Here is a 22,048-nt window from a genome sequence, read left to right on the forward strand (position 1 = left end):
CGTGTTCCTGGGAGGGCTATTTTTGCTCTCGTAACAATTGAGCGGCACGTACGGCAAAGTAGGTGAGGATGCCATCAGCACCGGCGCGTTTGAAAGCGGTCAGGGATTCAAGAATCACCCCTTCGCTCAACCAGCCATTCTGGATTGCCGCCATGTGCATGGCGTATTCACCGCTGACCTGATAGACAAAGGTCGGCACTTTAAATTCTTCTTTGACTCGATAAAGAATATCCAGGTACGGCATGCCTGGCTTGACCATGACCATATCCGCACCTTCTGACAAGTCGCTAGCCACTTCATGCAAGGCTTCGTTGCCGTTGGCCGGGTCCATCTGGTAGGACGCCTTGTTTGCCTTGCCCAGGTTCAGGGCCGAGCCGACTGCATCGCGAAACGGACCGTAGTAGGCACTGGCGTACTTGGCCGAGTAAGCCATGATCCGCACGTTGACATGACCGGCCAGCTCCAGCGCTTCGCGGATCGCCTGGATCCGTCCATCCATCATGTCCGAGGGGGCCACCACCTGGGCACCTGCCGCAGCATGGGACAAAGCCTGGCGGACCAATGCATCGACGGTGATGTCGTTCTGCACGTAGCCTTCTTCATCAAGGATACCGTCCTGGCCGTGGGTGGTGAACGGGTCCAGTGCGACATCGGTGATCACCCCCAGCTCCGGGAACCGTGCACGCAGGGCGCGGGTAGCGCGCTGGGCAATGCCGTCCGGATTCCAGGCCTCGGCGGCGTCCAGGGACTTGAGCTCGCTCGGGGTCACCGGGAACAGCGCGATGGCCGGGATGCCAAGTTCTACCCACTGGGCCGCTTCCTCGAGCAACAAGTCGATGGTCAGGCGCTCTACGCCCGGCATCGAGGCCACCGCTTCGCGACGGTTCTCACCGTCCAGCACAAACACCGGCAGAATCAGGTCGTTGCTGGTCAGGACATTTTCCCGCACCAGACGGCGTGAAAAGTCATCGCGACGGTTGCGACGCAGGCGGGTTGCAGGAAACAAACGGTTGGCGGGGGTAAAGCTCACGGCAGACTCCTGAGCCCGCGCTGGCGGGCGAGCGTGACAGTTATAAGCGCTCATTATGACCGTCGTATGACAGTTGTGTGCACCCCTGTGACCAGTAGCCGCATTCATTGTCCTTGTAGGAAATGTTCACGTCGAGACACATTTGGATACTTTCCTCCCTGAGCCCGAAGGGTTAGGCTGCGCGTTCATTTCGCCAGCACCCAGACAATGCTCCAACAATTCCTGCATGATTTTGGCTACTTTGCCCTCTTTCTAGGCACGTTCTTCGAAGGCGAAACCATCCTGGTTCTTGCGGGATTCCTCGCGTTCCGCGGATACATGGACATCAATGTGGTGGTGGTCGTGGCGTTCCTCGGCAGCTATGCCGGTGACCAGCTGTGGTACTTCCTGGGACGCAAGCACGGGCGCAAGCTGCTGGCGCGCAAACCACGCTGGCAAATGATGGGCGACCGGGCGCTGGAGCATATCCGCAAGCACCCGGACATCTGGGTCCTGAGCTTTCGTTTCGTCTACGGCCTGCGCACGGTGATGCCGGTGGCCATCGGCCTTTCGGGATACCCGCCGGGACGCTACCTGATCCTCAACGGCATCGGCGCGGCGATCTGGGCTACCGCGCTGGCGGCTGCCGCCTATCATTTTGGCGCAGTGCTCGAAGGCATGCTGGGCAGCGTCAAGAAGTACGAGCTATGGGTGCTTGGCGCCCTGCTGGTGCTGGGCGCCGTCCTGTGGCTGCGTCGCCGTTTCAAGAACGCTCGCCTGGCCCGCCAGGTCTATGCCGACGAGCAGGCCTTGATCGCCGAAAAGGCCAAGAACGAGCCTACGACGCCAGCCGAGTGAACGACTTTTGGCAAGCGTACAGCGCAATCCCACTCAGCACACTGTAAGCGCTCAGGCCGACCCAGATCAGATTGCTGGCCGGCCATAGCCCCGCCAGCGGTGCCAGCCATACCAGCGGTAGGTTCGATAGCAGCCGCAGCAGTTCCAGCCTGAGCGCCTGCGGGCGATTCTCCAGGGCCATGCCCAGCACAAACAGACCGAACGCCAGCGCGCCCCAACCCAGCAGCAACGCGCTGCCGGGCAGGTGTTGCTCACGACCCAGCAGGTAACTGCCCAAGGCAACGTACACACAGAACTGCAGGGCTACGTACAATTGCTGGCGCCCGGCCAATGGCACCTCGAACTTGCGGAACTGGCTCAACTGCGGCTTGTGCAACGGGTACTTGGCGGCAACGTCCGCTGGCCGCCAGCCGGTACGCATGAACCAGATCCGCAGCTTGTCCCATAGCCGCTCGGCGCGCCGCGCATCGGTCCACAACTGCGCGTAGAACTGCACGTTCGCCCACAACGGATTCCAGCTGGCCAGCGGCGTGGTCACGCCAAAAATCACCGGCTCGTTGTCGTCCTCTTCCTGATAAGAACCAAACAGCCGGTCCCAAATAATGAACACCCCGCCATAGTTGCGATCCATGTAGAGAGCGTTCTGTGCATGGTGAGCACGATGATTGGATGGGGTCACGAAGAACCACTCGAACCAGCCCAGCTTGGGAATGTGCCGGGTGTGGACCCAGAACTGGTACAGCAGGTTCAGCGCCGCGACACTGACAAACACCAGCAGGGGCACGCCGAGCACTGCCAGCGGCAGATAGAAGATCCAGCCCAGCAGGAACCCGGTGCTGGTCTGGCGCAGCGCCGTGGACAGGTTGTAGTCCTCGCTTTGATGGTGCACCGAATGCGCCGCCCAGAGGATGTTGCGCTCATGGCCACAGCGGTGCAGCCAGTAGTAGCACAAGTCATAGAGGACAAAGGCCGACACCCAGGTCCACGGGTTGTCCGCCGACAGTTCGAACAGCGCCAGGTGCTCGAGGGCAAAGGCGTAGGTCAGCAGGCCCACGCCCTTGGTCAGCAGCCCGGTGGTGGTCGACAACACGCCCGTGCTGAGGCTGTTGATCGCGTCCGCCAGGCGGTAATGACTGACTCCCCGCCAACGGTCGGCCAGCAGCTCGATGGCAATCAGCACGAAGAAAAACGGCACCGCATACAAAATGAAATTCATGACGCGACCCGTGGGCAGTGGTTGTCCAGAGATTAGGCCCAGACACGCAGCAACCCTATGGCAACGAGCGACAAATTAGTGGACATTTAGCGCCATGAACCTGGAGAAGAACCCATGAGCAAAAAAGTTGCAGTGATACTTTCCGGCTGTGGCGTCTATGACGGCGCCGAGATCCACGAAAGCGTGATTACCCTGCTGCGCCTGGACCAGCGTGGCGCACAGGTGCAGTGTTTTGCCCCGAACATCACCCAGTTGCATGTGATCAATCACCTGACTGGCGAAGAAATGCCCGAGTCGCGCAATGTGCTGGTGGAGTCGGCTCGCATCGCCCGTGGCCAGGTCAAGGACCTGCGTGACGCCAACGCCGAGGACTTCGATGCGCTGATCGTTCCCGGAGGGTTTGGCGCCGCCAAGAACCTTTCCAACTTTGCCATCGAAGGCGCGGGCTGCAGCCTGCAACCAGAAGTCCTGGCCCTGGCCGAGGCTTTTGCCGAAGCCGGCAAGCCGGTGGGCCTGATCTGTATTTCCCCGGCCCTGGCGGCGAAGATCTACGGTCCCGGCGTCACTTGCACCATCGGCAACGACGCCGATACCGCTGCGGCGCTGACCAAGATGGGCGCCACCCACACCGACTGCGCCGTCACCGACATCGTCGAAGACAAGGCGCGCAAACTGGTGAGCACCCCGGCCTACATGCTGGCGCAGTCGATCAGCGAAGTGGCTTCAGGTATCAACAAGCTGGTGGACCGGGTGCTCGAACTGACCCACGAAAACGACGCCTGACCTACCCCGCAGCAGGAGCTGGCATGCCAGCGCAAGGGGCCTGAGTGGCAACGTTCAGGCCTGGCGGCTGAGCCGGGTCAGGATCCGGTCCAGCGCATTGGCGAACGCCTGTTTTTCCCGTTCGCCGAACGGCGCCGGACCGCCACTCATCTGCCCCTGTTCACGCAGGTCGGTGAACAGATTGCGCACCGCCAGGCGGTCGCCCATGTTCTGTGCATCGAACTCCTTGCCGCGCGGGTCCAGCGCGGCAACGCCCTTTTTCACCAGGCGGTCGGCCAGCGGCACATCGCTGCAGATCACCAACTCGCCGGGCACGGCATGCTCCACCAGGTAGTCGTCTGCCGCATCCGGGCCGCTGGGCACCACGATCAACTTGACCAGCGCCAGGCCCGGCTTGGTCTGCGGCTGCCCCGCCACCAGCAGCACCTCGAACTGACGCTTGAGGGCAAACTTCACTACCAGATCCTTCGCCGCCCTGGGGCAGGCATCGGCATCGATCCAGACTCGCATTGTGTTTTCCTCTGTTGAAAGCATCGCGGGCAAGTCAAATGCTGGTTACGAAACCGGCATGCGCCGCTTCTCGGCCATACGACTGCGGCTGTACAACACGACAATCGCCAGGATCGCCACTGCCTGCGCACCGAGCGAATAGGCATCAGCGTGAATCCCCAACCAGTCGAAGTCAAAGAATGGCACCGGACGCGTGCCAAAGACCCCGGCTTCCTGCAAGGCTTTCACACCATGCCCGGCAAACACCACCGACAAGGCGCAGAGCAGCCCGGCATTGATGCCGAAGAACAGGGCCAGGGGCAATTTCGCCGAGCCGCGCAAAATCACCCAGGCCAGGCCGATCAGCAGCACCAGCGCGGTTGCACCACCCGCCAGCACCGCGTTATGCCCGGCCGGGCCGGCTTGCAGCCACAGGGTTTCGTAGAACAGGATCACTTCGAACAGCTCGCGGTACACCGAGAAAAACGCCAGGACCGCAAAACCGAAACGCCCACCTCCACCCACCAGGCTGCTCTTGATGTAATCCTGCCAGGCCGCCGCATGGCGACGGTCGTGCATCCAGACACCCAGCCATAGCACCATGACGCTGGCGAACAGGGCGGTCGCCCCCTCGAGCAGTTCGCGCTGGGCGCCACTGACATCGATCACATAGGCGGCCAACGCCCAGGTGGCAAGACCGGCCAGCAAGGCCAGGCCCCAGCCGACGTTGACACTGCGCACCGCCGACTGCTGGCCAGTGTTACGCAGGAACGCGAGGATCGCCGCCAGTACGAGGATCGCCTCCAGGCCTTCGCGCAACAGGATCAACAGGCCAGAGATGTAGCTCAGCGACCAGCTCAAGCCATCGCTGCCCAGAAGGCTGGCGGACTCCTTGAGCTTGGCTTTGGCGGTATCCAGGCGCTGCTGGGCCTGCTCCACCGGCAAACCGTCCTGCAGCGACTGACGGTAGGCCATCAGCGACTTTTCGGTGTCTTTGCGCACTGTGGCGTCGACGTTATCCAGCGAGCTCTCGACCAGCTCGAACCCCTCCAGATACGCCGCCACCGACAGGTCGTAGGCCTGGTCGTGGTCGCCGGCACGGTAGGCGGCGATGCTCTTGTCCAGGGTCGCGGCGGTGTAGTCGAGCAACTGCCCCGGGCCACGCTTGACTTGCGGAGGCTGGGCCCGTTGCGCACGGAAGGTGGCCGCCGCTTCAGGTCCGTCGGCCGCCAGCACTTCGGCCGGCGTCTGGCGCGCCAGATCGGCCAGGTTGTAGGTCTGCTGGTTTTTCACCGCCGCCGGGTCGACGCTGAAACTAGCGATGTAAGTGGCCAGGTCCCAGCGCTGACGCTCGTCCAGTTGATCGGCGAACGCCGGCATGTCGGTGCCTTCGATGCCCTGCCCAAGGGTGCTGTAGATCGCGTAGAGACTCAGGCGGTCCTGGCGCGAGCTATCCCGCAGGTTCGCCGGCGCGGGCTCCAGGCCGACCCCGGCGGGGCCATCGCCAGCACCGCTGGCGCCATGGCACACCGAGCAATGCTGGGCATACAACGGTGCACCGCGCACGGGGTCGGGGGTAATGATCGGCGCTTGGCTGACCTCGTAGGCCACCGCCAGCTTCGCACCCAACTGCCGCGCCTGGCGGGCGACACTCACACCGTCCTGGCGCTCGGCGACCGCCTTGCTCAGTGCGAGCACGCCCTGCTCCAACTCAGGCTTCTGCGGCCTGGCCGGCAATCCCGCGATAAAACCCTGCAGCGCCCGCAGAAACTCGACCTGCTCCTGATACTCGGCGGCATCGATCACCTTGCCTGCCTCGACCGCCGCCGGGTAATCGGCGCCAATGTAATCGAGTACGTGCAGGGCCTGGGGAGCGCCTTCCACGGTGTCGGCCAGCAGATTGAAACTGCACAGCGATAACCACGGGAGCACCAGCCAGGCCAGAAAACGGGACGGGGCAGTCATGAATGAATCTCAATTGGAAATACGAAGTTACATATTGTTCACTTCGAATGAGTTTCACTCAAGCTTTGTCGCGCTTTGGGCGTTTTATCCCGCGCAGAAATGAAAAAGGCGACCCCTCGGGGTCGCCTTGCCGGGTGCCGGACGGCTTACACCACCGCTTTACGCAGAGTCGCCATAAACGCCGCAGCACCAATGAACAAACCAGCAAAGGTACGGTTCATGCGTTTCTGTTGCTTGGGAGTACGCAGCAGGCGCAGCACCTTGGACGCGAGGCCCGTGTAGCCGGCCATCACCACCAGGTCGACGCAGATCATCGTCGCCCCCAGGATCAGGTACTGCGCCACCAGCGGTGCGTGCGGGTCAATGAACTGTGGCAGTACCGCCAGCATGAACACCAACGCCTTGGGATTGCTGACGTTCACCAGGAAACCGCGGAACATCAGGGCCAAGGGCTTGCCGATCGGGCGAACCGCCGCATCATCGTTCAGGTCGCTGGGCAGCGCTTGCCATTGCTTGACGGCGAGAAACACCAGGTAGGCAACACCAAACCACTTGATCACATAAAACGCAGTGGCCGACGTCGCGAGAATCGCCCCGACCCCGGCCGCGACGATTGCAATCTGCAAGGCCAGGCCCAGTTGCAGGCCCAGGGCGTTCCAGTAACCGCGCCAGAACCCGTAGCGCAAACCGCTGGACATCGACGCGATGGCGCCGGCGCCCGGAGAAAGGCTGATCACCCAGCAGGCGGCAAAAAACGCCAGCCATGTTTCAAGCACCATCGCACACCTCGACTCAAGCTTCTTGTCAGGCGTCTAAGCTAATGCGCCAGCCGGCGAATGACTATCGATTTTTTGCAGGAAGTGGCCGCTGCCGACCAGCGTGTCGGCTATTTTTCAAAGCCACTGGAAGGCAGTACGTCGCTACCGCGCCAGCGGCGCACCGAGCGCTGGAAGAACAGGCTGTTGGGCACTTGCACCATGGCGCTACCGGTGCCCAGTTCCTCGGCCTCGATCAACGTGGTGTACAGCAGGTTGATCGCCACCACTCGACCCTTGACGCCGGGCTTGTCGGTGGTGTCCACCAACTCGACCACATCCCCCAGGCGAAACGGCCCGACGGTGAAGATCAGAATCGCGCAGAGCAGGTTCGACAGCACACTCCACATGGCGAAGAACGCCACCGCGGCGACCGCGACAAAGCCGGATAGCGCGGTCCACAGCACCGTGGCGGAAACCCCCAGGCGCTCGAGGACAAAGATCAGCGCACTGCCCATGATCAGCCAACGCAGGCCGCCGCGCAGCGGCATCAGCAACTGCGGCGGAAACGGGTAACGCTCACCCAGACGAGTCAGGCCTTTCGCCACGAAGCGCTGCGTCAGGTAACCCGCCAACAGGATCAGCAGGATCTGCACGCCGAGCCAGATCGGCTCGACCCACACGGCCGGCAATGGCAGCTTGAAGGCTTCCATCACGACAACGCCTCCAGCTCCGCCTGCATGCCTTCCAGCAGTTCCAGGGCTTGCATCCAGGCTTCTTCAAGCTCGGCTTCACGGACTTTCAATTTGGCCTGCTCGGCCAGCAAGTCACGCAATTCGTTCTTGCGCGCCGGCTCGTAGATATCGCTGTCGCCCAGACTGGTGTCAACCTTGGCCAGTTTCTCGTGCAGCTTGCCCAGCTCGGCTTCCAGCTTGTCGGCTTCGCGCTTGTGCGGTGCCAGTTGCTGGCGCAACGCCGCGGCTGCCTGGCGCTGGGCCTTCTTGTCGGTCTTGTCCGGGTTGACCGGGGTGTTGCTCACCGGCGCGTTGCGCTGGCGATACTCGACCAGCCAGCGGGCGTAGTCTTCCAGGTCGCCGTCGAACTCCTCGACCTTGCCATCGGCCACCAGGAAAAAGTTGTCGGTGGTGCTTTTGAGCAAGTGACGGTCGTGGGAGACCACCAGTACCGCACCACTGAATTCCTGCAGGGCCATGGTCAGCGCCAGGCGCATTTCCAGGTCCAGGTGGTTGGTCGGTTCGTCGAGCAGCAGCAGGTTCGGCCGCTCCCAGGCGATCAGGGCCAGCGCCAGGCGAGCTTTTTCGCCGCCGGAGAAGTTCAGCACCGGCTCGTCGATCCGTGCACCACGGAAGTCGAAGCCGCCGAGGAAATCGCGCAGGGTCTGCTCGCGCTCGGTTGGCGCCAGGCGCTGCAAGTGCAGCAACGGGCTGGCCTTGGCATCCAGCGAGTCCAGTTGGTGCTGGGCAAAGTAACCCACCACCGTGTTCTCGCCACGGGTCAGGCGGCCTGCCAGCGGCTCGAGCTCACCGGCTAGGTTCTTGATCAGGGTCGACTTGCCCGCACCGTTGGGGCCGAGCAGGCCGATCCGGGCGCCGGGGGTCAGTTGCAGCTTGACCTTCTCCAGGATGGTCTTGTCGCCATACCCCAGGCGGGCGTCGGACAGGTCGATCAGTGGGCTGGAGATCTTTGTCGACTCGCGGAACACGAAGTCGAACGGCGAATCGACGTGGGCCGCGGACAACTCCTCCATCCGCTCCAGCGCCTTGATCCGGCTCTGGGCCTGGCGGGCCTTGGTGGCCTGGGCCTTGAAACGGGCGATGTAGCTTTCCATGTGCGCCCGCTGAGCCTGCTGCTTCTCGTAGGCCTGTTGCTGCTGCGCCAGACGTTCGGCACGGGCCCGTTCGAACGCCGTGTAGCCACCGCGGTACAGGGTGATCTTGCGCTGATCGACGTGGGCCACGTGATCGACCACCGCATCGAGGAAGTCACGGTCGTGGGAAATCAGCAGCAGGGTGCCGGGGTAGCTCTTTAGCCACTCTTCGAGCCAGATGATGGCGTCGAGGTCCAAGTGGTTGGTCGGCTCATCGAGCAGCAACAGGTCCGATGGACACATCAATGCCTGCGCCAGGTTCAGACGCATCCGCCAGCCACCGGAGAAATCTCCGACCTGACGGTCCATCTGCTCGTTGGTGAACCCCAACCCGGCGAGCAATTTGCGTGCACGGGCGTCGGCGGTATAGCCGTCGGCGCTATCGAGTTCCGAATGCAGGCGCGCCAGGGCGGCACCATCATGGGCCGCTTCGGCTGTCGCCAGGTCGCGCTGGACCTCGCGCAGGCGCAGGTCGCCATCGAGCACGTAGTCGACCGCCAGGCGTTCGAGCGTCTCGATTTCCTGGCGCATGTGGGCGATACGCCAATCGGCCGGCAGGAAGCAGTCACCCGAATCCGGGTGCAGCTCGCCCCGGATCAAGGCGAACAGGCTCGATTTGCCGGCGCCGTTGGCACCGATGAGGCCGGCTTTGTGGCCGGCGTGCAGGGTCAGCTCGGCGTCTTCTAGCAGACGTTGCGGGCCACGCTGTAAAGTCAGGTTCTGAAGTCGAATCATAATGGCGGCGGAGTCTACCAGCTTCGCTCGCAACTAGCGCGAGTAGCACTATGTCCTCTGACCTGTGGAGCTTTTCCCTCGACACCTATGCACGACCTGGCGTGGAGGACGCGTGCCTGCGATTGCAAGGCGCCGGGGCCAATGTCTGCCTGCTGCTCTGCGCGGCCTGGCTCGGTGCACGGGGTGTCGCCTGCACCCGCCAACGCCTTCTAGACCTTCAGCAAGTCGCCTTGCCCTGGTCCCGCGACGTGGTGGAGCCCCTCCGGCAATTGCGCACGTCATGGAAAACTGCCGCGGCAGCTGACCCACAGCTCGCGACTCTGCGCGCGCAGGTCAAGGCACTGGAGCTTGCAGCCGAGCGGCAACTGTTGGGGCGTCTGGAAAGTTCGGCACAGGACTGGCCGGCAGCTCAAGCGAACGACTTGGCCGCGTGGCTGGAAGGATTGGCGACGGACGCCGCCAACCTTGATCGCGACGCGCTGCAGCAGCTGCGCGTCGCGTTGACCTCGGCTTAGGAAGCGCTGGTCGGGGTGTTGGTGGTGCTGTTGGTGGCGGCTGGCGCGGTGCTGGTCACTGCGACCGGCGCTGACGCTGGCGCAGCGGCTGGCGTGGGGGTCGCCGGTTTGGCAGCCACGGCAGCGGTGGCAGGCTTGGCAGCAGCCGGTTTCGCGGCCACCGGCTTTTTCACCGCAGGCTTGGCGGCGGGCTTGGCCGCTACTGGCTTGGTTGCAGGTTTTGCTGCTGGCTTGGCAGGTGCCTTGGCAGCAGGCTTGGCGGCTGGTTTAGCAGCCGGCTTGACCGCTGGTTTAGCGGCAACCGGTTTGGCTGCTGGCTTGACGGCCGGTTTCGCGGCAGCGGTTTTCGCTACTGGCTTGGCGGCCGGTTTTGCGGCGGCGGTTTTCGCGGCAGGCTTGGCGGCGGCTGGTTTTGCCACTGGCTTGGCTGCTGGTTTGGCCGCAGCAGTTTTCGCCACTGGCTTGGCCGCTGGTTTGGCTGCAGCGGTTTTTGCCACTGGCTTGGCCGCTGGTTTGGCGGCTGCAGTTTTAGCCGGGGTCTTGGCTGCAGGCTTGGCCACAGTTTTAGCTGGAGCCTTGGTCGCTGCCGGTTTGGCCGCAGGTTTTTTTGCCGCCGGTGCTGGCTTGGCCGAACGCTGGGTCAAGACCTTGCCAACGGCCTCTTTCACCCGGCCTACACCCTGGGCCAGTTTCAGGCTTTCCTGGGCATCGCGTTTGAGATTGAGGATGTAGTTGCGCGTCTCGGATTGACGGTCCTTGAGCGCGTCGAGCAGGTCTTCAAGTTCCTTGACCGCACCCTTGGCCTTGGCCTGTGCCTTGGACTTGCCGGCCGCCGCAGCGTCCTGCAATTTGGTGCGCGATTTGTGCAGTTTTTCCTGAGCTTTTCCGCGTTGCTTTTCCAGCTTGGCGAGCAGTTTTTCAGCATCAGCCAAGGCTTGTGAACAAGCATTTTCCAAATGTTCGAGCAGGCTGCCCGAAAGCTGTTGGAGTAAGTGCAACGGAGTATTTACAGGCTTCTTATTGGCCGACATGGGTTACCTCCTGGCTGACGTGAGTGCGGCTCATACTAGACCTCTGCTGCTACCGCCGCTAGGGCATGTTGACAGTATCGATTGCCGTGGGTTGCACGGAACTGAAAATGTTCCGCCTGCACCTCAAAGCAGTTCACCGACCGAGGCATTCTCACTGGCATAATCCTGCGCATTCCACGCTGGAGAATGCTCATGTCGCGTCTGCTTTTTTTACCCCTGTGCCTGATTTTTTCAATGGCGCAGGCTGCTGAAAAAAAACCTGGGGATGAGGCTCATGATCTCGCCTACAGCCTCGGTGCGAGCCTGGGTGAACGCCTGCGCCAGGAGGCTCCCGACCTGCAGATCCAGGCACTGATCGAAGGTTTGCAACAGGCCTATCAAGGCAAGCCGCTGGCGCTCGACGACCAGCAGATCGAGCGGATCCTGACCGAGCACGAAGCACGGATGAGCGAGCAGCCAGGCGTACCGCAAAGTGAAGTTGCCCTGCAAACGGAGCAGCGTTTTCTGGCTAGCGAAAAGTCCCGCCCGGGCGTGCGCGAACTGGCGGACGGCATTCTGCTGACCGAGCAAGTTGCCGGCAGCGGCGCCAAGGCCGGTCCCCATGGCAAGGTCCAGGTTCGCTACGTTGGCAGGCTACCCGACGGCACGGTGTTCGATCAGAACGAGCAGCCACAATGGTTCAGTCTCGACAGCGTGATTCATGGTTGGCGCACCGCCCTGCAGCAAATGCCGGTGGGGGCAAAATGGCGCCTGGTGATTCCTTCGGTGCAGGCCTATGGTGCCGACGGCGCCGCAGACCTGATCGCCCCGTTTACACCCTTGGTATTTGAAGTGGAGCTGCTCGGCGTCTCCGGCTGATCAATCCGCGAAAACGCAAAACGGCGCGCCATGCGCACCGTTTTGGAGGTTACCAACCGCTCAAGGTTCAGGCTTGTGCCGGAGCCTCTTCCTTGTGGGCGGTGTGCAGCACTTCGATCAGGCAGTCTTCCAGTTCGAAGCGCTCGTGGAGCAAGCCACCCAGCTCCTTGAACTTCTCGGCAACACACTTGCCGGCATCGCACAGATCATTGAACGCCAGCAGCTTTTCAGTGATGACGTCGATGCGTGGGTAGAGGGTTTCAGCCAACTCCAGACCGCGCTTGTCGCCAAACGCCTTGGCCTCGCCGGTGAGCTGTTCGTAGATCTCGAAATGGCCGGCAGAGACGTAGTCGACCAGGACCCCGCAGAACTCCTGTAAAGGCTGTCGATTGTCGCCCAGCGCCTCGGGCTTGGCACCGAGAGCATCATAGGCCCGAACCAGCTCGTGACGCTCCTGCAACCAGCGATCGATCAGCAGGTGCACTCCACCCCAGCGTTCCTGAGCATTCTGACAACTTTCGAGCATGGTGATCTCTCTTCCCTTTTGGGTAATGCCACCCGCGCTGGCCGCAAGACTTGAGGATCAAGGTTCGGCCAGGCAAGGCACCATCGAGCAACATGAATCCAATGACGCGTGCGGGCCAGATTATGCTCGCACGCCAACTGCTTCAAGGTACGCAGGAGATAAAGTTCATACAAGTGTTTAATCCGTTGTCCAGCCCGGGTGCGACGACTCGCCGCTGGACGGTCGCTGACAGGCATACCAGACCAGGCGGAGGGTTTGGTACGCGGCGAGAATCAGCACCGCGAAAAAAAACATCAAGCTCCACTCGGCGATGCTCAGGCCGAACAGCGACCAGGAAATATGCGCACAATCGACAGTGCCATCGAACATTCGCTTGAGCAGGCACAACAACGGAGTGTCGGGTGAATAGCCCAGGGCTTCTGGCGCACAGGCCACCAATTGCTTGACCGGGTCACTTTGCAACAGCACCTGGCGCCACGCAATGGCCGTGCCCGCGCCGGCACAGGTCAGGCCCGCCAGCCAGTACACGACGCTGCCCAGGCGCTGAGGGCCGTGCAAAGCAGCACTCATGCAGACCAGCGTGAACAGCAGCAGACAGACCCGCTGCAGCATGCACAGGCCACAAGGCTCGAGCCCGATGGCGTACTCCAGATAATACGAAGCGCCCAAGGCCATGGCGCCAGCAAGGAACGCCATGAAGAACAAGGAGCGTGAGCAGGCCAAAGACATGGCTTATCCGTAGAAGAAGGGACAGGCCATTACGGTAGAGGAAAGCGCTGAGGCCTTTCAAGGCGGGGGGGGCGTGGAGACTTCGACAAGAACGTAGGGAAATGCCAACAGCCGCAGCAGGACTCCATGTAGCCCACTGTAAGACTGCGCCTACAGCGCGAAGATCGAGGTGTAATCCGGCCTTCGTGACACGGCAGGTCCGCCCCTTTTGGACGGCCCTGCCTGACTCCATCCTACGCGCGAACGGGAACCGGTAACGGTGAAGCCAACAGGCGCTCATCCAGCAGCCCCAGCCCTTCCTGGAAGAGTTGATTGCTGCGGTCGGTATCACCCAGTTGAGCCAACAGCCGCGCCAGCTCGGCACAGGCTTCCGGATTGCGCTGCAGACACAGGCTGCTCTCCAGATAGTCTCGCGCCTTGCCCCACAGGCTGGTCTGCAGACACAGGCGGCCGAGAGTCAGCAACAGGCTCGGATCGTCGGGGTGCTGCTTCAGCCAACCCTCGGCAGTCTGCAACTGGCGCGCCGGATCACTACCGCGCAACAACCCATACAGGCGCGCCAGGTGGCTGTCGTATTGACGTTTGAGGGCTGCCCGCAGGACCTCTTCGGCTTCGACCTCGGCGCCCAGCTGACGCAACTGCTCGGCATAGGCCAGCACCAGTTGTGGTTCCTGGCGTTGGGCCGAAGTCAGTTGCTGCCAGGCGCGATTGAGCGATTGCAAGCCCACGGCCCCACCCTCTTCCTGGCGCGCCGCCAGGGTCAGGTTTTCACCCCAGGCCCGCCGCTCCAGCTCAGCCAGTTCACTGGCCGGCAAGACCTTGTCCTTGCGCAGCTCGGGCAACAGGCGGATCACCGAGGACCAGTCGCCACGTTGCTGATGCAGGCGCTGCAATTGGCGCAACACTTGAACACTGTGGGGATGACGTTCGTGCATGGCCAGCAGCGTGGCCATGGCGCCGTCGGTATCGCCACGGTCGGTCTGCAATTGCGCGTGGCTCAGGGCAATCGCCAACTCGGCCTGGGGCTGGCGCTCCAGGGCGCGCTCCAGCAGGTTGTCGCTTTCTTCATAGCGCCCCAGCTCATTGGCTGCCCGGGCAGCACCCAGGTAGTAGAGCAGCGGCTGGCGCTCGGCTTCGGCGGCCCGCTGCAGGTGGCGTTGGGCGCTCGCCCAGCGGCCTTCGGCGAGATCCAGCTGACCGTGTTCGATCGCCACCTGAACCCGCCGACTGCGGTTGCGGTTCGACCAGGGGTTGACTACACCGCTGGAGACCGCCACCAACTCGACCAGGGCCTTGATCCCCCACAGCACCAGCCAGATCAGCGCGACCAGCAGCAAGGTCGCCCACAGGCTCGACTCATAACGGAAGGTCTTGTAGGCGATCAGTACGTATCCTGAGTGCTGGGCAATCGCCAGCCCCAAAGCGCCAGCGGCGGCGATCACCAGGAACACAATCACATAGAGACGTTTCATGGGCTGGTCTCCGGCGTGACGCCCGCAGCGGCCTTGGCTGCAGGTTTGACCGACTCCTCGGCATTCACGTTACGCCGCTCCAGATAACCCTGGACCGCGCTCAAGGTGGTCGCCAGATCAGGGGTCAGCACCGTGACCGGCTGCTGGCTCAGTTCGTTGAGCTGTTCAAGCATCACCTGGCTTTGCGGGTTGTCCTGATTGAAGCTGCCTTTGAGCACATCCCGTGCCTCGGTCAGCGCCTGGCTGTAGACCGGCGCCTGACCGTTGAGCGCGGCCCATTGCGCCTGCTCGATCGCCAGGCTCAAGGCCAGGCGGACTTGGGTCAGGCTCTGGCCGGCAAGCAACGGACGGATGTTTTTGTCGGCATTAAAATCGATGCGGATGTAGCGCGAGACTTGATCCCACCACTGCGCCCAGCGACTGGCCCCATCGCCATCGGCGGTCAGGCCGAGCAGCGAGTCGCCGCGGTCGTGGTACTCGGGCGCCAGTTCGGTGAGCTCGGCGACCTGGTCACGCAAGGCGCCCAGCTTCAGGAACAACCCGGTGCGGTCCGGCTGCTCGGTGCTGCGCAACGCTGCCAGGCTCTTGGCGAGCTGCTCGCGGGCCGCAAAGGCACCGGGATCATTCTGCTCACGAAGGATTTCGTCAGCACCCTGGACCAATGCCCGGGCGCTGCTGATGTCTTGCAGGGCGGATAAACGCAGGCTGGCCAGGCGCAACAAATGTTCGGCCTCGGCCAAACGCCAGTCCTTGCGACTGGCCCCCAGCACGGTTTCCAATCGCTGGTTCAAGCGCTGCTGGTCGCCTTGCAACTGGGTGACCAGGCGCTGCCGGGCGTCCAGTTCGTCGGCGCCCGGCAATTGCTCCAGGCGTGTCGTCAGGCGTTGCTCATTGAGCTTGAGGCCTTGCGCCTGGTCGCTCAGTGCCTGCAATTGCGCCACTTGTTGCTGGGTGTTGACCTGCAGGCTGCGCATCTGCCAGACGCCCCAGCCGCCAACGGCCACGCCCGCGGCGCCCACCAACAACGCCAGAATCGCCAGCCCGTTACCCCGGCGTGGCTCTGGGCTGTTCACAGTTTCAACCGGCGCCTCGAGCGCGGGCTGGACGTCATCTTTAGGCAAGGCTGTTTCGCTCACGTATCCATCCTTTGCATTAGAGAACGGGTCGGGTTGCTCCCAACGCCGTTAGCAAGGCCGTGGCACTGGCACCACGACAATCCACAACTGTTCGGGCGCCTGCCGCCCGTGCCATCTCGGCGACACGCGGGCTCGGCACAAACAAGGGCAACTGCGCCAACGCCGGCCAGGCATCACCGGCCATTTGGTGCAGGTGCGCAAAACCCTGTCCACTGCTGACCACCAGGCCGTTCAAGCGTTCCGCTTGAATCCGCTCCGGCAAGGCCGCCTCGGCATACTGCGGCAAGTCGCGCCGGTACACCTCCAGGTAATCGACACTAGCACCTTGCTCGCGCAAACGCTCAGCCAGCAGCTCGCGCCCACCCTCGCCGCGCAGGATCAACACGCGCGCGGCGGGCTGCGCGATCGCCTCACGCAACTGCCTGACCTGCAGCAACGCTTCGCTGTCATCGCCCTCCAGCGGAAAGCTGACATCCAGGCCGTGTGCCTGCAGAACCTGGGCCGTCGCCGCGCCGACGCTGAACCACGATAAGCGTGGTAACGGCGACCAGCGTTGCTCGAGCAGGGCCAGGCCCATTTTGGCCGCCGGCTTGCTGACCACTATCACCGCGCAGTAACGGTCGAAACCGTCGATCACCGCACGCATTGTGTCAGTCAATGCCAGGGGTGCCATTTCCAAAAGCGGCAAGCTGCTGCTGAAAATCCCCTGTTCGGCCAGCAGGCTCGCCAGTGCCGCCGAATCCTCTGCCGGACGCGTCAGCAGCAGGCGCCAGCCGGTCACTCGTGACCTGCCTCACCGTAGACCGCTTTCAGAATGTCATCGGCACCCTGGCGCAGAAGGTCTTCGGCCACTTGCACACCCAAGGCCTCGGCAGCGGCGCGCGGCGCACGGGCCTCGGCACTGAGCAACAGGCCACCGTTCGGATCGCCGACCAGGCCACGCAACCACAGCTGTTCGCCTTCAAGCACGGCGTAACAGGCGATCGGCACTTGGCAACCACCATTGAGGTGCTTGTTCAGGGCGCGCTCGGCAGTGACCCGGGTAGCAGTGTCCTGGTGATGCAGAGGCGCCAGCAGCGCGTGAATCTCGCTGTCGGCGCTGCGGCACTCAATGCCCACGGCGCCCTGGCCACCGGCCGGCAGGCTGTCGTCGACGCTGATCGAGTCGCTGATGCGGTCTTCGAAGCCCAGGCGAATCAGCCCCGCGGCGGCGAGGATGATCGCGTCGTACTCGCCGGCATCCAGCTTGGCCAGGCGCGTGTTGACGTTGCCCCGCAGGAAGCGGATCTGCAGGTCCGGACGACGGGTCAGCAGTTGCGCCTGGCGACGCAGGCTCGAAGTGCCGACCACACTGCCCTGGGGCAACGCGTCGAGGCTGGCGTAGGTGTTGGAGACAAAGGCATCGCGCGGGTCTTCGCGCTCACAGATGCAGAACAGGCCCAGGCCTTCGGGGAAGTCCATGGGCACGTCTTTCATCGAGTGCACGGCAATGTCGGCTTCGTTTTCGAGCAGCGCGGTTTCCAGTTCCTTGACGAACAAGCCCTTGCCACCGATCTTCGACAGGGGCGAATCAAGCAGCTTGTCGCCGCGACTGACCATGGGCACGAGCGTCACGATCAGGCCGGGATGAGCCTGCTCCAGACGAGCTTTGACGTATTCGGCCTGCCACAAGGCCAGGGCACTTTTGCGGGTAGCGATGCGGATTTCGCGAGGGGACATGGATCAATCCGTACTGAATAGATACGGCGGATAATAACAGCTCAGCCAAATTCGCTTTGACTTGTATCAGAAACAGCGCGGCCTCCCTGGCCTCCCTGGCCTCGCTTGCCTGCGAAAAGGCCGCGTAATCGTTGCCCGACACGTTCTACAGCTGTTGCATCATCTTGCGTACACCGGCGACATGGCGCCGGCTGACAATCAGCGCATCGCCGTTGAGGCCTTTGAGAAACAGCTGGAAATGCCCCAGTGGCGTACGTTGCAGACGCTCGATACGCTCGCGGGCCACCAGCGCATTGCGGTGGATGCGCACGAAACGGTCGCCAAATTCGTCTTCGAGGGCCTTGAGGGGTTCATCCAGCAGCACTTCGCCGCCTTCGTGGCGCAAGGTCACGTATTTGTGGTCGGCAATGAAATAGACCACTTGCCCCAGCGGAATCAGCTCGATGCCTTTGCGGGTACGGGCGCTGATATGGCTGCGTGGCCCGCTGCCGCTTTCGGCCGCCGGGCGGGTCAGAGCCGCGAGCTGTACCCGGTTGGGCCGCTCGGCCTTTTTCAGGGCTTCGAGCAGTTGCTCCGAACGCACCGGCTTGACCAGGTAGCCCACTGCGCTGGCTTGCAGGGCCTCAATGGCAAATTCATCCTGGGCTGCGCAGAACACCACCGCTGGTGGCGTTTCACGCTCGCATAAGCGGGCAGCGACTTGCAGCCCGTCCAGGCCGGGCATACGGATATCGAGCAGCACGATGTCAGGTTTCAGGCTGTCGATCAGGGTCAACGCCTCATCGCCATTGGTGGCGCTGGGCTCCAGGACACTGTATCCCTCGAGTTCGCCGACCATACGGTTCAGGCGCTCGCGGGCTAGGGGTTCGTCATCAACGATCAGGACATTCATATTGCGCTGGATTCCTGCGTGAGTCTCGCACAAGGATAGCGTAGACAGGTGAAGTGACATCCGTCACCGCGATCCACGCTAAGACTAGCGCGAGCGCCAAAAAGTGCCGCACGTCGGACAGCAATATTTATCGGTGCCGGTGCAGACGCGTTCGAAATCAGTCCTGGCCAGGCATCACCGCAGGGAATGTTGGTAGCCAATATGAACACCCCGCTCGTTGGTTTTCGGCCTGGCGTCTGAGCCCTGCGCGTATCGTTCGCGCGGCTCCTAACGTGCAACTGTAGACGCTCGCCGTGCCAAAAGTGGGCAATTGACAAATATCGTTGCGCATTCGTGGCGGCGACCTCTTGAGTATGGCCCTCCATCAGGAAAAAACGTATCGACCAGCGTCAACGACACGATTGGCAACCCTGTTATTATCCGCCGCAGGTTTTTACGCCATTCTCCTTCAGCCGATCACGAGCGAATTCATGAGCACTGACAAGACCAATCAGTCCTGGGGCGGCCGCTTCAGTGAACCCGTCGACGCCTTCGTCGCCCGCTTCACCGCCTCCGTCACTTTCGACCAGCGCCTGTATCGCCACGACATCATGGGCTCCGTCGCCCACGCCACCATGCTGGCCAAGGTCGGCGTGCTGACCGACGCCGAGCGCGACAGCATCATCGACGGCCTGCGCACCATCCAGGGTGAAATCGAGGCCGGTACCTTCGACTGGCGCATCGACCTCGAAGACGTGCACATGAACATCGAAGCGCGCCTGACCGACCGCATCGGCGTCACCGGCAAGAAGCTGCACACCGGCCGCAGCCGTAACGACCAGGTAGCGACCGATATCCGCCTGTGGCTACGCGACGAAATCGACCTGATCCTGGCTGAAATCACTCGCCTGCAAACAGGCCTGCTGGAGCAGGCCGAGCGCGAAGCCGAGACCATCATGCCGGGCTTCACGCACCTGCAGACCGCGCAGCCAGTGACCTTCGGACATCACCTGCTGGCCTGGTTCGAAATGCTCAGCCGTGACTACGAGCGCCTGGTCGACTGCCGCAAGCGCACCAACCGCATGCCGTTGGGCAGCGCCGCGCTGGCTGGCACTACCTACCCGATCGACCGCGAGCTGACCGCACAACTGCTGGGCTTCGACGCCGTGGGCGGCAACTCGCTGGACAACGTCTCGGATCGCGACTTCGCCATCGAATTCTGCGCCGCCGCGAGCATCGCCATGATGCACCTGTCGCGCTTCTCCGAAGAACTGGTGCTGTGGACCAGTGCGCAGTTCCAGTTCATCGATCTGCCTGATCGCTTCTGCACCGGCAGCTCGATCATGCCGCAAAAGAAAAACCCCGACGTTCCGGAACTGGTGCGCGGTAAGAGCGGCCGGGTGTTCGGCGCACTGATGGGCTTGCTGACCCTGATGAAAGGCCAGCCCCTGGCCTACAACAAGGACAACCAGGAAGACAAGGAACCGCTGTTCGACGCTGCCGACACCCTGCGCGACTCGCTGCGGGCCTTCGCCGACATGATCCCGGCGATCAAGCCAAAACACGCCATCATGCGTGAAGCGGCCCTGCGCGGTTTCTCCACCGCAACCGACCTCGCCGACTACCTGGTACGCCGCGGCCTGCCGTTCCGTGACTGCCACGAAATCGTCGGTCACGCCGTGAAGTACGGCGTGGAAAGTGGCAAGGACCTGGCGGAAATGAGCTTGGAAGAGCTGCGCAAGTTCAGCGACCAGATCGAGCAGGACGTATTTGCCGTGTTGACACTGGAAGGTTCGGTCAATGCCCGTAACCACATTGGCGGCACTGCACCGGCTCAGGTGAAGGCGGCGGTGATTCGCGGCCAGGCGCTGTTGGCCAGTCGCTAAATCGCTGGAAGCTTCGCTGGCGACGCCCGCTTGCGGCTCGCCAGCGAAGCTTCACTTCTTTGAAGCGATCATCGCCAAAAATGCAGGCATCCCCGCCTCTTTGTCGGCATTGATGCGCTGCGCAATAGGCGTTTCCTGCAAGCGCTCCAGCAATGCCCTGGCCGCCGGCAGCTCTGCCAACAGGTCCAGCTCGAACAGTTTTTTCCCCACCGCACAGGCCAGGCTGACGCTGTACAGGAAGTACAGGTCGGCGATGCTCAGGCTGTCACCCGCCACGTAGGGAGCAAACTTGCCGTGCCGCCCCAGGGACGCAATACCCAGCAGCAGCTCGCCCTTGGCTTTTTCCTTGATCGCGTCAGGTACCGGCATACCAAAAAACGCCTCGGCGAAACACGCGCGGGCCGGCAGTTCGATGTACAACTCGATTTCCTTGGCCAGTGCCAGCACCTGGGCCCGCTCGAACGGCGCCCTGGGTAACAGCACAGTGCCTCCCTGGGTGTCTTCGAGGTACTGCAGGATCACGCTGGTTTCGTTGATAAATCCCTGTTCGACCCCCAGCACCGGCACTTTGCCGCGCGGGCTGATCGCCAACGCCTCCGGGCTTTGACCGGCATAAAAGGCGACCTCCTCGAATGCCAGGCCCTTCTCCAGCAAGGCGTGTTTGACCATGTTGTAGTAATTGCTGACGGAAAAACCATAAAGCTTGAGCATCACAAAGCCTCCAGGCCGTGCAGGGGGTTGGCAGCGACTGTTATAGATCCTCAGGGGCACTCTCGCCAGCAGCATCACGGCGCTGAATGCAGGTAAACTGCTGGCCTTACCTTGAGGAGCCTGCCATGAGCGAGCTGACCCCCGGCACCAATACGAACGACGACATCGACGACGAAGAGTTCGCCGAGAACACCCTGGTCGAAGCCATCGAAAACCAGATCGCAAGCGACAACCCGCCCGCAGCCAAAGCCACCTTCAACAAACTGACCCTGGTGGGTTACGAGCGCGAGGAAATCCTCAGCCTGATGGCCCACGTGCTGGCGGTGGAAATCGACGCGATCCTCGAAGAAGACCGCGCGTTCGACACCCAGTGGTACGAAGCTGCCCTGCGTGCCCTACCCGAGCTGCCGCCGGAAAAGAAATAAGAATCACCCGGGCGGGCGAAAAGCCCGCAGCCAACACTGGACAGCTCGCCCGAGTGCGTTCACCTTAGGGGCGCTACAGTCATATTCCTAGAAAGTCTGGAGTCCTTATGTCGCTTACCCCTGAGCTGGTTGCCGAACTGGAAATCCTTGCACTCTTCAACCTGGACAGTTCCCAGGAAGGTTTGAAAATTCATCAGACCGCTGCCCCGAAAGCTATTGCTGCCGCACAACGCCTGTTCGAAAAAGAATTGATCGATCAACCCGATGGCGGGTATCTGACCAGCCTGGGGCGTGACGCCGCGCAGAATGTGCAGACTGTACTGACCATCCTGTCCGTCGAAGAAACCGCATAACGACACCGGTATCGCCCACGGGAACCCCTGCATCGGGATTTCCGCGGGCAGACTGTCGCCAACCGATAGATGTTTGGCGCCAGAAATCAACAATCAGCTTAAAAGTCCTGTGCGCGAG

At 62.3% G+C, this 22,048-nt stretch carries 23 protein-coding genes; 7 read left to right on the top strand and 16 right to left on the bottom strand.

The features are described from left to right. Positions 1 to 16: 16 nt before the first annotated feature. Positions 17 to 1,030, bottom strand: coding sequence for a porphobilinogen synthase (gene hemB, locus PspS04_RS26475; protein ID WP_095164764.1), 1,014 nt, complete (start codon positions 1,028 to 1,030; stop codon positions 17 to 19). Between the two features lie 207 nt (positions 1,031 to 1,237). Between hemB and PspS04_RS26480 the strand changes: the two genes are divergently transcribed. Beyond that, positions 1,238 to 1,867 carry a DedA family protein gene (locus PspS04_RS26480; RefSeq protein ID WP_159998523.1) on the top strand — a complete coding sequence of 210 codons (630 nt, stop codon included), beginning with the start codon at positions 1,238 to 1,240 and terminating at the stop codon, positions 1,865 to 1,867. Here PspS04_RS26480 and PspS04_RS26485 read toward each other — a convergent pair. Next, positions 1,848 to 3,083, bottom strand: a complete 1,236-nt coding sequence (locus PspS04_RS26485) for a sterol desaturase family protein (RefSeq protein WP_159998525.1) — start codon at positions 3,081 to 3,083, stop codon at positions 1,848 to 1,850. The two genes, PspS04_RS26480 and PspS04_RS26485, sit on opposite strands and share 20 nt — an antisense overlap. Before the next feature lie 114 nt (positions 3,084 to 3,197). On the opposite strand from PspS04_RS26485, the gene elbB reads away from it, so the two are divergent. Then, positions 3,198 to 3,866: an isoprenoid biosynthesis glyoxalase ElbB gene (elbB, locus tag PspS04_RS26490; RefSeq protein WP_095164770.1), complete on the top strand. Its 669-nt coding sequence runs from the start codon at positions 3,198 to 3,200 to the stop codon at positions 3,864 to 3,866. A 54-nt stretch (positions 3,867 to 3,920) separates the two neighbouring features. Here the strand turns inward: elbB and PspS04_RS26495 are convergent, their stop codons facing one another. The 5 genes from PspS04_RS26495 to PspS04_RS26515 all read right to left on the bottom strand — a co-directional run bounded on the left by PspS04_RS26495 (position 3,921) and on the right by PspS04_RS26515 (position 9,698). Continuing rightward, a complete protein-coding gene (locus tag PspS04_RS26495) occupies positions 3,921 to 4,376 on the bottom strand; it encodes a YaiI/YqxD family protein (RefSeq protein ID WP_095164772.1) in 456 nt (151 codons plus the stop codon). 45 nt (positions 4,377 to 4,421) lie between these two features. Further along, positions 4,422 to 6,320, bottom strand: coding sequence for an FTR1 family protein (locus PspS04_RS26500; protein ID WP_159998527.1), 1,899 nt, complete (start codon positions 6,318 to 6,320; stop codon positions 4,422 to 4,424). A gap of 146 nt (positions 6,321 to 6,466) precedes the next feature. Then, positions 6,467 to 7,099 (bottom strand): LysE family transporter, encoded by a 633-nt coding sequence (locus PspS04_RS26505; RefSeq protein ID WP_095164777.1) that lies wholly within the window; start codon positions 7,097 to 7,099, stop codon positions 6,467 to 6,469. A 107-nt stretch (positions 7,100 to 7,206) separates the two neighbouring features. Further along, positions 7,207 to 7,788 (bottom strand): mechanosensitive ion channel family protein, encoded by a 582-nt coding sequence (locus tag PspS04_RS26510; protein WP_095081887.1) that lies wholly within the window; start codon positions 7,786 to 7,788, stop codon positions 7,207 to 7,209. Then, positions 7,788 to 9,698, bottom strand: coding sequence for an ATP-binding cassette domain-containing protein (locus PspS04_RS26515; protein WP_159998529.1), 1,911 nt, complete (start codon positions 9,696 to 9,698; stop codon positions 7,788 to 7,790). The genes PspS04_RS26510 and PspS04_RS26515 overlap by 1 nt, the downstream gene beginning before the upstream one ends. A 50-nt stretch (positions 9,699 to 9,748) precedes the next feature. Between PspS04_RS26515 and PspS04_RS26520 the strand changes: the two genes are divergently transcribed. Then, positions 9,749 to 10,213: a TIGR02444 family protein gene (locus PspS04_RS26520; RefSeq protein ID WP_159998531.1), complete on the top strand. Its 465-nt coding sequence runs from the start codon at positions 9,749 to 9,751 to the stop codon at positions 10,211 to 10,213. Here the strand turns inward: PspS04_RS26520 and PspS04_RS26525 are convergent. After that, complete coding sequence (locus PspS04_RS26525; RefSeq protein ID WP_159998533.1) at positions 10,210 to 11,244, bottom strand: AlgP family protein; 1,035 nt, start codon at positions 11,242 to 11,244, stop codon at positions 10,210 to 10,212. The two genes, PspS04_RS26520 and PspS04_RS26525, sit on opposite strands and share 4 nt — an antisense overlap. A 192-nt stretch (positions 11,245 to 11,436) precedes the next feature. Between PspS04_RS26525 and PspS04_RS26530 the strand changes: the two genes are divergently transcribed. Beyond that, positions 11,437 to 12,102 (top strand): FKBP-type peptidyl-prolyl cis-trans isomerase, encoded by a 666-nt coding sequence (locus PspS04_RS26530; protein WP_159998535.1) that lies wholly within the window; start codon positions 11,437 to 11,439, stop codon positions 12,100 to 12,102. 67 nt (positions 12,103 to 12,169) lie between these two features. Here the strand turns inward: PspS04_RS26530 and rsd are convergent, their stop codons facing one another. From rsd to PspS04_RS26570, 7 genes are all read right to left on the bottom strand, one after another. Further along, on the bottom strand, positions 12,170 to 12,628 hold the full coding sequence (gene rsd / locus PspS04_RS26535) for a sigma D regulator (protein ID WP_095164787.1): 459 nt from the start codon (positions 12,626 to 12,628) through the stop codon (positions 12,170 to 12,172). A 177-nt stretch (positions 12,629 to 12,805) separates the two neighbouring features. Further along, complete coding sequence (locus PspS04_RS26545; protein ID WP_159998538.1) at positions 12,806 to 13,357, bottom strand: disulfide bond formation protein B; 552 nt, start codon at positions 13,355 to 13,357, stop codon at positions 12,806 to 12,808. 233 nt (positions 13,358 to 13,590) lie between these two features. Further along, on the bottom strand, positions 13,591 to 14,829 hold the full coding sequence (locus PspS04_RS26550; RefSeq protein WP_159998540.1) for a heme biosynthesis protein HemY: 1,239 nt from the start codon (positions 14,827 to 14,829) through the stop codon (positions 13,591 to 13,593). Then, positions 14,826 to 15,965, bottom strand: a complete 1,140-nt coding sequence (locus PspS04_RS26555; protein ID WP_159998542.1) for a uroporphyrinogen-III C-methyltransferase — start codon at positions 15,963 to 15,965, stop codon at positions 14,826 to 14,828. Before PspS04_RS26555 ends, PspS04_RS26550 begins: the two co-directional genes overlap by 4 nt. Positions 15,966 to 15,981: 16 nt before the next feature. Next, entirely contained in the window at positions 15,982 to 16,746 is a 765-nt protein-coding gene (locus tag PspS04_RS26560) for a uroporphyrinogen-III synthase (RefSeq protein WP_159998544.1), read from the bottom strand. Further along, on the bottom strand, positions 16,743 to 17,684 hold the full coding sequence (gene hemC / locus PspS04_RS26565) for a hydroxymethylbilane synthase (RefSeq protein WP_159998546.1): 942 nt from the start codon (positions 17,682 to 17,684) through the stop codon (positions 16,743 to 16,745). The genes PspS04_RS26560 and hemC overlap by 4 nt, the downstream gene beginning before the upstream one ends. 145 nt (positions 17,685 to 17,829) lie before the next feature. Next, positions 17,830 to 18,576 carry a LytR/AlgR family response regulator transcription factor gene (locus tag PspS04_RS26570; RefSeq protein ID WP_159998548.1) on the bottom strand — a complete coding sequence of 249 codons (747 nt, stop codon included), beginning with the start codon at positions 18,574 to 18,576 and terminating at the stop codon, positions 17,830 to 17,832. Between the two features lie 470 nt (positions 18,577 to 19,046). Between PspS04_RS26570 and argH the strand changes: the two genes are divergently transcribed. After that, positions 19,047 to 20,441, top strand: a complete 1,395-nt coding sequence (gene argH / locus PspS04_RS26575; protein WP_159998550.1) for an argininosuccinate lyase — start codon at positions 19,047 to 19,049, stop codon at positions 20,439 to 20,441. A gap of 51 nt (positions 20,442 to 20,492) precedes the next feature. Here argH and PspS04_RS26580 read toward each other — a convergent pair whose 3' ends face one another. Next, the gene (locus PspS04_RS26580; RefSeq protein WP_159998552.1) at positions 20,493 to 21,152 is read right to left on the bottom strand and encodes a glutathione S-transferase family protein; all 660 of its coding nucleotides are present in this window, start codon (positions 21,150 to 21,152) and stop codon (positions 20,493 to 20,495) included. A gap of 125 nt (positions 21,153 to 21,277) precedes the next feature. Between PspS04_RS26580 and PspS04_RS26585 the strand changes: the two genes are divergently transcribed. Together PspS04_RS26585 and PspS04_RS26590 are read left to right on the top strand one after the other, a co-directional pair. Further along, positions 21,278 to 21,577 (top strand): hypothetical protein, encoded by a 300-nt coding sequence (locus PspS04_RS26585; RefSeq protein ID WP_095164803.1) that lies wholly within the window; start codon positions 21,278 to 21,280, stop codon positions 21,575 to 21,577. 107 nt (positions 21,578 to 21,684) lie between these two features. Then, positions 21,685 to 21,930, top strand: coding sequence for a TIGR02647 family protein (locus PspS04_RS26590; protein ID WP_095164804.1), 246 nt, complete (start codon positions 21,685 to 21,687; stop codon positions 21,928 to 21,930). Positions 21,931 to 22,048: the final 118 nt, after the last annotated feature.

This window comes from Pseudomonas sp. S04 (genome assembly GCF_009834545.1).
GTDB lineage: Bacteria > Pseudomonadota > Gammaproteobacteria > Pseudomonadales > Pseudomonadaceae > Aquipseudomonas.

Excerpts from the sequence above, each read along its gene's own strand:
- elbB (WP_095164770.1), top strand. The coding sequence starts at position 3,198 with ATGAGCAAAAAAGTTGCAGTGATACTTTCCGGCTGTGGCGTCTATGAC.
- rsd (WP_095164787.1), bottom strand. The coding sequence starts at position 12,628 with ATGCTCGAAAGTTGTCAGAATGCTCAGGAACGCTGGGGTGGAGTGCAC.
- PspS04_RS26520 (WP_159998531.1), top strand. The coding sequence starts at position 9,749 with ATGTCCTCTGACCTGTGGAGCTTTTCCCTCGACACCTATGCACGACCT.
- PspS04_RS26580 (WP_159998552.1), bottom strand. The coding sequence starts at position 21,152 with ATGCTCAAGCTTTATGGTTTTTCCGTCAGCAATTACTACAACATGGTC.
- hemC (WP_159998546.1), bottom strand. The coding sequence starts at position 17,684 with ATGTCCCCTCGCGAAATCCGCATCGCTACCCGCAAAAGTGCCCTGGCC.
- PspS04_RS26590 (WP_095164804.1), top strand. The coding sequence starts at position 21,685 with ATGTCGCTTACCCCTGAGCTGGTTGCCGAACTGGAAATCCTTGCACTC.
- PspS04_RS26525 (WP_159998533.1), bottom strand. The coding sequence starts at position 11,244 with ATGTCGGCCAATAAGAAGCCTGTAAATACTCCGTTGCACTTACTCCAA.
- PspS04_RS26545 (WP_159998538.1), bottom strand. The coding sequence starts at position 13,357 with ATGTCTTTGGCCTGCTCACGCTCCTTGTTCTTCATGGCGTTCCTTGCT.
- PspS04_RS26585 (WP_095164803.1), top strand. The coding sequence starts at position 21,278 with ATGAGCGAGCTGACCCCCGGCACCAATACGAACGACGACATCGACGAC.
- PspS04_RS26505 (WP_095164777.1), bottom strand. The coding sequence starts at position 7,099 with ATGGTGCTTGAAACATGGCTGGCGTTTTTTGCCGCCTGCTGGGTGATC.
- PspS04_RS26500 (WP_159998527.1), bottom strand. The coding sequence starts at position 6,320 with ATGACTGCCCCGTCCCGTTTTCTGGCCTGGCTGGTGCTCCCGTGGTTA.
- PspS04_RS26485 (WP_159998525.1), bottom strand. The coding sequence starts at position 3,083 with ATGAATTTCATTTTGTATGCGGTGCCGTTTTTCTTCGTGCTGATTGCC.
- PspS04_RS26495 (WP_095164772.1), bottom strand. The coding sequence starts at position 4,376 with ATGCGAGTCTGGATCGATGCCGATGCCTGCCCCAGGGCGGCGAAGGAT.
- PspS04_RS26480 (WP_159998523.1), top strand. The coding sequence starts at position 1,238 with ATGCTCCAACAATTCCTGCATGATTTTGGCTACTTTGCCCTCTTTCTA.
- PspS04_RS26550 (WP_159998540.1), bottom strand. The coding sequence starts at position 14,829 with ATGAAACGTCTCTATGTGATTGTGTTCCTGGTGATCGCCGCCGCTGGC.
- PspS04_RS26515 (WP_159998529.1), bottom strand. The coding sequence starts at position 9,698 with ATGATTCGACTTCAGAACCTGACTTTACAGCGTGGCCCGCAACGTCTG.
- PspS04_RS26570 (WP_159998548.1), bottom strand. The coding sequence starts at position 18,576 with ATGAATGTCCTGATCGTTGATGACGAACCCCTAGCCCGCGAGCGCCTG.
- PspS04_RS26530 (WP_159998535.1), top strand. The coding sequence starts at position 11,437 with ATGTCGCGTCTGCTTTTTTTACCCCTGTGCCTGATTTTTTCAATGGCG.
- PspS04_RS26510 (WP_095081887.1), bottom strand. The coding sequence starts at position 7,788 with ATGGAAGCCTTCAAGCTGCCATTGCCGGCCGTGTGGGTCGAGCCGATC.
- argH (WP_159998550.1), top strand. The coding sequence starts at position 19,047 with ATGAGCACTGACAAGACCAATCAGTCCTGGGGCGGCCGCTTCAGTGAA.